The sequence below is a fragment of the Arsenophonus sp. ENCA genome (assembly GCF_002287155.1).
Classification (GTDB): domain Bacteria; phylum Pseudomonadota; class Gammaproteobacteria; order Enterobacterales; family Enterobacteriaceae; genus Arsenophonus; species Arsenophonus nilaparvatae.
In genome coordinates this window covers 1-7,103 of the sequence record NZ_NHNG01000202.1, presented here as the reverse complement: position 1 = coordinate 7,103, position 7,103 = coordinate 1, and the positions used below count along the sequence as shown (strand labels likewise).

Below are 7,103 nucleotides of genomic sequence, written 5' to 3'. Positions count from 1 at the left end.
ATTGAACATCGATTCCGCCTGTTCGCGGTGATCGACCGGCACCGCCAGATCATGCTCATCGAGCACGATATCGGTAAACGCCTGTTTCTCTCTTAACAGGATATTGCTGTCCGCCCCCACTGCGCGTTTGGTTTCATACAGCGCCAAGCGGCCTTTACCAAAGGTCGGCACCTTGACGCCTTCTTTTTCTAACCTGACGAGAGGAAACAGCTTTTCCCCAATCAGGCTGGCATTGCGGTATTCAGCGGCAATATGGGTCAGCACCGGGTCGTTTGCCCGTTTGCTTTTTAAATAATCAGACATAGGACTCTCCTGACAGGCAGCGCTTCACCGCCACTTCGTAAGGGATGGACTCACGCGCCTTAAGCGCCATGGCCTGTTGATGCAGCGTATCCGGATCGGATGCGCGCTCACTAAAGGTCAGACTGTTTTGTGGCGTGTTGTATCTTCCCGGCACCGCCCGCTGACTAAAATCAACCAACGGGGTAGCGCTGGTCAACAGGGACTTGACGGCATCAACGAGTGGTTGCGTTTTGCTGCCCTCACTGAAGGTCAACGCCTGCTCTTTGCCCGACAAGGCATCCAGTAACGCCACCACCACCGCTTGTCCAGCAGGGGCCAGGCGCGCTTCATTAATCAGATTTTCGGCAAACACCACATTAACCTCATGCGCCAGGTTAGCGACCTGAGCGGCCTTTTCGGCCTGATGGGCGCTTAGCTGTTGCTTTAAGGCGGCGTTCTCGGCTTGCAGCCGTTGGTTTTCTACTTCATGTTTTTCCACGGTAAGGCTCTCCGTTATAGGGGGCGGCGTCATAAGCCCCGGCTCAGAAAAGGGTTGGGTCGGGGTGCTTAAGACGGTCGTGTCTGGCGGGTTGCCCAGGGCGTGGCTCAGGGACGCCCGTAAACGGGTAAACAGCGGATCGTGATCGCACTGCATGTCTTCACTCAACACGACGACCCCTTCTTCGCCTTCACTAAAGGTCACCGGCTTAAGGCCCTTGACCGCAGGCGGCTGGGCACCCAGGAAACCGACGTGTTGCAAATAGTAAATACCGGGTACCGGATTATGGGGTGAATCTGGCGCATAAAAGGCGGCTGAGATTTTTTTGTAACGCCCACTGAGCACGGATTCGCTAAATGTCGGCTCCAGTTGTTGGGGTTCGGCTATCAGTGAGCGTCCTTGCGCCGACAGCCGTTTGATCCAGCCATAAGCCGGTGCATTGGTCGTCGGATGACCGATCACGATTGGGGCTTCATGCAACGCCGGATCATAGGCATTCGCACAGACATGCAAATCGTTTTCACTAAATGTCACTCTGTCACCGTAGCCGGTAATATAGTGGCCTGGCTTGAGAATATGCAGGGGTTTCATGGCACCTCCATAGACTATCAGGATGATAGTCTATGTTGGGTTGGCTGATTTTACTTTTAAAGCGCTTTAAAGCTTTTCATTTGCGTATTGTCTTTCAGCATTCGCATACCACTTCTGCGAGCGGGCATAACGCGGTCAGGAAGGGGTTTATAAAGCTTTATAAAGGATGGAAAGGCTCTCAGGCATCGCATTGTATCATTTAAGCCCCTGAGCGCCTCAGACAGCGCTTAGCGCTGGGCGGCCTGTTGCAGATAATCAAGCACGTCATCGAGCAGCTGGCGTTTAACCTCAGCGTCTAACTGTCCCGCTTCGGAGACCGGCAGATACGGACGCGGGGGGAGTGTCACCGAGTTACCCCTTCCAGCCTTACCGCCCCGTTGATGAATGCGGGCATAAACGCGATTGGTGCCGACCAGTGCCTGATGCGCATCATATTCCGATGTCACGCTGCGGCGTAAATGCCCGTCCCGGGAGAGCGTCATACCCTGGCGGGCGAGTGCCGCGACCGACGGTTGCCAGCGTGGCCGTCCCTGTTCTTCAAAATTAAGGTCGGTCGCCGTTTTCAGCGTTTCAGACCAGCTGCGCATCAGTGGCGTCAGGTCGTAAGCGGCGTTCTCCAGTTGCTTCAGGGCCTGTTTCAGGTCGTTATCGGTTATCTCAACCGACAGGAGAGTGGGTTTCATTGAGTGCCCCCGAGTGCTTTGATAGCGACGGCGTGTAACGGCCCCTGATAGCGGGTTAAGTCCGGTCGATACCCTTCACCGGGGTTATACGACCAGCCGATATCCGGGGAAAACACCGTATGATTGTTGAGTGTCAGCTGGGCCACCGGCTGCATTTCGCCGGTTTTGCGCGAGACCACTTGCAACGACCAGCGCAGGCGGTCGCCGGACGTTTCCACGGTGAGTCCGCGCGCCTTCACGTCACGCGCAGACAGGGCAATGACGCTACAGCGACAGCGCCAGCCATTGGGCGGGTAGAGCGCGCGCCATAGCGGGTCATCGGCATGAAATACCCGGCCATGCAGCGCCAGGTGGCTTTTGCGGGTGCGATTATCGCGTATCGCCACATACATCCAGTAGGGGCGCGCCGCGACATTCTCCCGCATTTCTGCCCAGCGCCCGGCGTTGTAGAGGGTAGTGAGATTGGTGCGGTAAATCGTCTCAAGGCGCTGCGGACTCCCCAGTTGTACAGTGACCGGCTCACCGCTGACCGGGTCAGTGGTCTCCTGTTGCCCCCACCATCCCTTGGCCTGCAGTACCGGGGTTAATTCCTTGGCAAACCATTGCCCGGTTTGCCCCTCAACCAGCGAGGTGTCCAGCGCCTGATAAATGTCCTGCAGAATATCCAGTCGCGTCACCTTGGCCACCGCATCCTGCACCATCTGCTCGAGTGAGTGCAGCAGCGGTGCGATATGCGCCTGGTCCTGGCTGCGCGGATGACGCCCAACCACCCAGGGGGGCCGTATTTCTCACTAAAGCGCATCCAGAACGACCAGCCCGCTTTCTTGAACGTCACCGGCCAGAAGCACAGCGACAGGTCAGCAAAGCCATAAGGGTTATCAAAGGTAGCGTCTTGCGTCGCCACCACAAATTTGCGTGGGGGCAATAACTCACCCGCGAGTCCCGACTGCTGGGCCTGAAAGCGCAGGCGATTCTCGGTATCAAAGGTAAACCACTCCGGCGGCTTGCCCACCACATCGGTCACCACCAAATGCCGCCCGTCTTTGACCCAGGTCAGTTCGGCGGGTTGATAGCCAAAAAAGGCCGCATCCAGCAGCTCGCCGATGATACGGTTCATGTCCCACTGTGCCAGGGTCTGTTCAATAAAGCGCACCACCTGCGCGGGCGCTTGTCCCGCCTCCAGTCCGCGCTCCAGGCATTTGACCGCCGATTTACGCCGCCGGATACTTCTGCCGACCAGGGGTTCAGCGCGCAACTGGCGGTAAACGCCAATCGCCTGACCCCGCGCGCGCAATATCGGGTCGGGATTGGGTAAATGGCCAAACAGCTGACCCAGGCCCGCGGGACTGCGCGCCCGGGTGGCGATGTCACTGAATAACGCTTTTTTATCGATAATCATCAATATCCCTCCAACAATGACGAAGCCTGACGCGGGCAACAGGAGTAAGCCCGCACCGGACCCTGCGGCTGGTCAGCGGCGTTAAGCGCTAAAAACAGCGCCCAGGCACGGTCAGCATGACCTGCAGCGTCACTGTCGGCGACAAAACGCGGTGCCCCGGTCGGACTCATTACTTTTTTCAGTTTATGCAAATCAGCCCGCAGTGCCCCATCACCCTGTGGCAGTCGCAAGCGGCGGTCTTCAAACACCTCTTTACCGCGGGTGGCCAGCGTCAGCTTGTTGGGCGGTGTGAATAAGACCCCTTCAACACGGGTGCTGCCATGACGGCGCTTCGCATCTTCCACCGGCTTCTCCCCCATGCCAGTCTGGTCCATGCAGCAGCGCAGCACCCGGTAGTGGGCAAAGACCGCATCGAGCAGTGCATCCTGCTCGGCAAACGGGGCGCGTTTGCGGGTAATGATGTCGCGCGTCCAATACACATCGCCGACCTGTTCAATCACCCAAATCACAAACAGGTCGTGGCGCAGACCGATATCGACCCCAACAAAACAGGGACCACCCTGATAGTGCTCAGGCTTGCCCGCCTGCGGGTGTTCAACGCCATCAATCAGGTCATAGGAGAGCCAGGCAGAGACTTCATCCAGCCACTGCAGTTCAAATTCCTGTGACCAGGCGTCGTTATCATTAAGCGCCTGTTTGAGAGCAGTAACATCGCGGGGCAAGCCCTCTTTCACCGCCTGGTGAATATCGACCACATGGCGCGACCAGACGCTGTCCAGTGACGGGTCGGTCATCAGTTCATAAAACTTGTTACCTTTGCCATTGGGGGTAGAGGTGACGCGCAGCTTGTAGCCGTTCGATATCACCGGAAACAGCGCCGACCAGATTTTGCGGCTGTCGGCATGAAAGGCAAACTCATCGAGAAACACGTTAGCCGCAAAGCCGCGCGCCGTATCGGGGTTAGCCGGGAGTGCAGTAATGCGTGAGCCGCCGGGCAACACTGCTTCTAGCATCGTGTAACGTTCGCTGCCCGGGCCTTTTACGCTGCCTTCGATTTCACGGATAGCCAGGCCGTAGGCTTGACAATGCTTTTTTACCCCTTCTTCCATCGCTTCCTTGGCCTGGCGCTCACCGCGCGATAAAATCACCCAACGCGCCACCCCACCCATCGCTTCCACGACAAAACAGTCATCGACAATTTCCAGCGTGGTGGTAAAGGTCTTGCCGGTCTGGCGAGCAAAGCAACCAATTTTGAAACGCGCGGGATCCAGCAGCCAGCGTTGCTGATACGGGTAGAGTTCAACGTTTTTGCTCATGCGATAATCCCGTAAATTTCTTCACGCACCCGCTTCAGGGTGTCCAAACTGACATGTCCCTTACCTTGTTTCTGGGCTTCCTGCTCGACGGCAGCCATCTCTTCGCTGATTTTTTTAAGCTGTCCCTGGAGTTTTTTCAGGCTAACGCTGGCATGAATAATGGGTGCCAGATTTTTTGACATGCGAGCAAACCGCTCAGCCCGTTCAACCGGCGATAAATCATCCAGGGTAACATCCTGTGAATCCAGCAGGCTATTGAGTAATTCCGTCTGCACCAGCGCCATGATGGACTCTGAGCGCTTATCCTGGTCATCGGGAGCCCCTTCCGTCAGTTGCCGCGCCGCTTCCGTCGCGGCCCGGATAGTGGCAAAACGTTGCTGGACTTTTTGACCGTAACGGGCAATGGAGGCCTGACCAATGTGATAACCCTTTTCACGTAACAGGGCTTCCAGCATCCGGTAGCCACTAAAATTATTTTCGCTGAGCGCCCGATCTAACCAGCGGCGCACTGCTTCTGGCAGGGATTCAACTTTACTGCGTGGCGGCATGGTCATGTCCTCCAATACCTTACGGGTCGTGCAATACCGGGCATATCCGGGGTGGTGTATTCCACCAAATCCACCCCGGCGGCATTCAAATCAGCAAACCATTGCCCTGAAGGCTGACGGGTGACGGTGAGCAGGGCGCTATCCTCCAGATAATCCAGCTCCTGGCGCACTTCCAGGGGCGTCGCATCGGGATAGATAGCCCGCGCCACCTCCGTCAGCAGGACTTCACTGGTGCTGTAAGGCCGGGCTTTATGCAGTGCCAGTAACAGGCTCCAGCGCAGGCTGGCACGGCGAAGGGGTTCGAGTTCATTCATGGTGTATTCCTGTCATTGTCTGACGGTACTGGACCGTCTCCAGTTTTTGGTAGAGTGCATCCAGCTTGGCTTCTATCACCGTCTGGCCGCGCACATAATCTTCACGCCGCACGTACTGCACCGGCAAATCCGCCTTAAACGTCAAAAACTCACGCTCAAGCGTGCTCAGATGTTGCAGGCTGGCCTCAAGCCGTCGAAAACGCTCTACCTGCCGCTTTTCCATTTGCCCTAAAAACAGGCGGGCCAGAGTAAACACAAAGCCCATAAAGCTGATGAGCAGGCCAAACAGCGTCCAGAATTCCACTTCCAGTGTCATGGTGTTTCACGCTCCACGATATCCAGTAGACTGTTCACCTGCGCACGAAGTGCCTGGCAGTGTTTGCCGGTATCCAACAGCCAGTCGAGCAGTTCGCGTTGTGTGAGGCCGGAGAGACGTAGCCGGGGATCAACACCGGAAACGGTGCCGGACGTTGACTGAGCGCGGCGGGCACGGCTATCGGTGTCGGCGGACAGACCAAAGGCGGCATTGACCTGCTGCACGAAGCCACGAGTAAAACCAGTGGGTAGAGCCTGCTTCTGCGCCCGATCATCCATAAAGTGGGTAGTAATGTCATCGCGTTGCCTCTTGAGTTGTTGGTAGCGCACCTGTAAGTGCTGCATCTGCTGGCGATAATCGGCACTGACCTGTCTCGCCTGGGCAAGTTGCCGCTGCTGCTCGGCCTGTTGTGCCGTAAGGCTTACCTGCATCTGTGCTAGGAGTTGCTGCCTGGCCTGCTGGCAGGCGCTCAGTTGTGCCTGATGCGCTGTGTTGTGTTGCGCTATGCCACGCTGATGGCCTTGCTGGTAGCTGTAAAAATGACTGGCCGCTAACAATAGCAGGCCCAGCGCCAGGGAAACCCGTCCGGTTAAAAGATTAAGCCACACAGGATGCGCCTCCCCAGGTCAGATAGAGGCTGTCGCAAAAGCTCATGTTATCGATTAAAATTTGCTTTATTCGTTTTAAACGCAGATCTTTTATGACCGTATTTACTCGCAAACTGGAATCGCCATCTCACACCAAACGTAAGTTTGTCAAAGCGCAAAATCTACCTATCTTGGAGGGTTCTGTTTCCCTTTGCGATTATCTCAAGCAAATTGGTGAACGTAGGGCATTTATTGTCACAGAGATTTTGGATGAACAAGACTGGGTACCTTTCGAACGCTGTTATTCTTCAACAGGTAGAGCGCCGTATTCTCCTCGTTCAATGATGGGAATTTTGCTTTATGGGATCATGAAAGGGCATAGTTCGCTCAGAGCACTTGAAAATCTGGCGCGTTTAGATTTGGGATGTATTTTTGTCAGCAATGGCGTGACACCTGATCATGCCAGCCTTGGACGTTTCATTTATCAACATCAGACTGTCCTGACGGGCAGTTTTTTTAAAGAACTTACATTATCCGTTTTTCTTCGTACCCAATCTGGGGTTTCCTG

10 protein-coding genes and 2 pseudogenes are annotated in these 7,103 nt (G+C 55.8%); 2 read left to right on the top strand and 10 right to left on the bottom strand.

All coding sequences use genetic code 11. The features are described 5' to 3' along the window. Both CBG25_RS05195 and CBG25_RS05190 read right to left on the bottom strand, forming a co-directional pair. A pseudogene (locus CBG25_RS05195) lies at positions 1-303 on the bottom strand (hypothetical protein); the annotation flags it as partial. After that, a complete protein-coding gene (locus CBG25_RS05190; protein ID WP_290605043.1) occupies positions 296-1,372 on the bottom strand; it encodes a peptidase in 1,077 nt (358 codons plus the stop codon). The gene CBG25_RS05190 and the pseudogene CBG25_RS05195, both read right to left, overlap by 8 nt. A 32-nt stretch (positions 1,373-1,404) precedes the next feature. Here CBG25_RS05190 and CBG25_RS05185 point away from each other — a divergent pair, with 32 nt between their 5' ends. Next, a complete protein-coding gene (locus CBG25_RS05185; protein WP_290605042.1) occupies positions 1,405-1,575 on the top strand; it encodes a hypothetical protein in 171 nt (56 codons plus the stop codon). 24 nt (positions 1,576-1,599) lie between these two features. Here the strand turns inward: CBG25_RS05185 and CBG25_RS05180 are convergent, their stop codons facing one another. The 8 genes and pseudogenes from CBG25_RS05180 to CBG25_RS05145 all read right to left on the bottom strand — a co-directional run bounded on the left by CBG25_RS05180 (position 1,600) and on the right by CBG25_RS05145 (position 6,556). Next, positions 1,600-2,055, bottom strand: coding sequence for a phage virion morphogenesis protein (locus CBG25_RS05180; RefSeq protein ID WP_290605040.1), 456 nt, complete (start codon positions 2,053-2,055; stop codon positions 1,600-1,602). After that, positions 2,052-2,741, bottom strand: a pseudogene (locus CBG25_RS05175) (phage minor head protein); the annotation flags it as partial. The pseudogene CBG25_RS05175 and the gene CBG25_RS05180, both read right to left, overlap by 4 nt. Further along, the gene (locus CBG25_RS05170) at positions 2,729-3,454 is read right to left on the bottom strand and encodes a DUF935 family protein (protein ID WP_290605038.1); all 726 of its coding nucleotides are present in this window, start codon (positions 3,452-3,454) and stop codon (positions 2,729-2,731) included. The gene CBG25_RS05170 and the pseudogene CBG25_RS05175, both read right to left, overlap by 13 nt. After that, entirely contained in the window at positions 3,454-4,770 is a 1,317-nt protein-coding gene (locus tag CBG25_RS05165; RefSeq protein ID WP_290605036.1) for a terminase family protein, read from the bottom strand. Before CBG25_RS05165 ends, CBG25_RS05170 begins: the two co-directional genes overlap by 1 nt. Continuing rightward, positions 4,767-5,318 carry a DUF3486 family protein gene (locus CBG25_RS05160; protein ID WP_290605034.1) on the bottom strand — a complete coding sequence of 184 codons (552 nt, stop codon included), beginning with the start codon at positions 5,316-5,318 and terminating at the stop codon, positions 4,767-4,769. The genes CBG25_RS05165 and CBG25_RS05160 overlap by 4 nt, the downstream gene beginning before the upstream one ends. A 2-nt stretch (positions 5,319-5,320) precedes the next feature. Further along, complete coding sequence (locus CBG25_RS05155; RefSeq protein ID WP_290605032.1) at positions 5,321-5,632, bottom strand: hypothetical protein; 312 nt, start codon at positions 5,630-5,632, stop codon at positions 5,321-5,323. Beyond that, positions 5,625-5,948 (bottom strand): hypothetical protein, encoded by a 324-nt coding sequence (locus tag CBG25_RS05150; RefSeq protein ID WP_290605030.1) that lies wholly within the window; start codon positions 5,946-5,948, stop codon positions 5,625-5,627. The genes CBG25_RS05155 and CBG25_RS05150 overlap by 8 nt, the downstream gene beginning before the upstream one ends. Then, positions 5,945-6,556: a hypothetical protein gene (locus CBG25_RS05145; RefSeq protein ID WP_290605028.1), complete on the bottom strand. Its 612-nt coding sequence runs from the start codon at positions 6,554-6,556 to the stop codon at positions 5,945-5,947. The genes CBG25_RS05150 and CBG25_RS05145 overlap by 4 nt, the downstream gene beginning before the upstream one ends. A gap of 44 nt (positions 6,557-6,600) precedes the next feature. Here CBG25_RS05145 and CBG25_RS05140 point away from each other — a divergent pair. Next, on the top strand, positions 6,601-7,103 hold a 503-nt coding region (locus tag CBG25_RS05140; protein ID WP_290605026.1), incomplete at its 3' end, for a transposase.

Coding starts and splice junctions, on each gene's coding strand:
- CBG25_RS05190 (WP_290605043.1), bottom strand. CDS start 1,372: ATGAAACCCCTGCATATTCTCAAGCCAGGCCACTATATTACCGGCTAC.
- CBG25_RS05185 (WP_290605042.1), top strand. CDS start 1,405: ATGTTGGGTTGGCTGATTTTACTTTTAAAGCGCTTTAAAGCTTTTCAT.
- CBG25_RS05180 (WP_290605040.1), bottom strand. CDS start 2,055: ATGAAACCCACTCTCCTGTCGGTTGAGATAACCGATAACGACCTGAAA.
- CBG25_RS05170 (WP_290605038.1), bottom strand. CDS start 3,454: ATGATTATCGATAAAAAAGCGTTATTCAGTGACATCGCCACCCGGGCG.
- CBG25_RS05165 (WP_290605036.1), bottom strand. CDS start 4,770: ATGAGCAAAAACGTTGAACTCTACCCGTATCAGCAACGCTGGCTGCTG.
- CBG25_RS05160 (WP_290605034.1), bottom strand. CDS start 5,318: ATGCCGCCACGCAGTAAAGTTGAATCCCTGCCAGAAGCAGTGCGCCGC.
- CBG25_RS05155 (WP_290605032.1), bottom strand. CDS start 5,632: ATGAATGAACTCGAACCCCTTCGCCGTGCCAGCCTGCGCTGGAGCCTG.
- CBG25_RS05150 (WP_290605030.1), bottom strand. CDS start 5,948: ATGACACTGGAAGTGGAATTCTGGACGCTGTTTGGCCTGCTCATCAGC.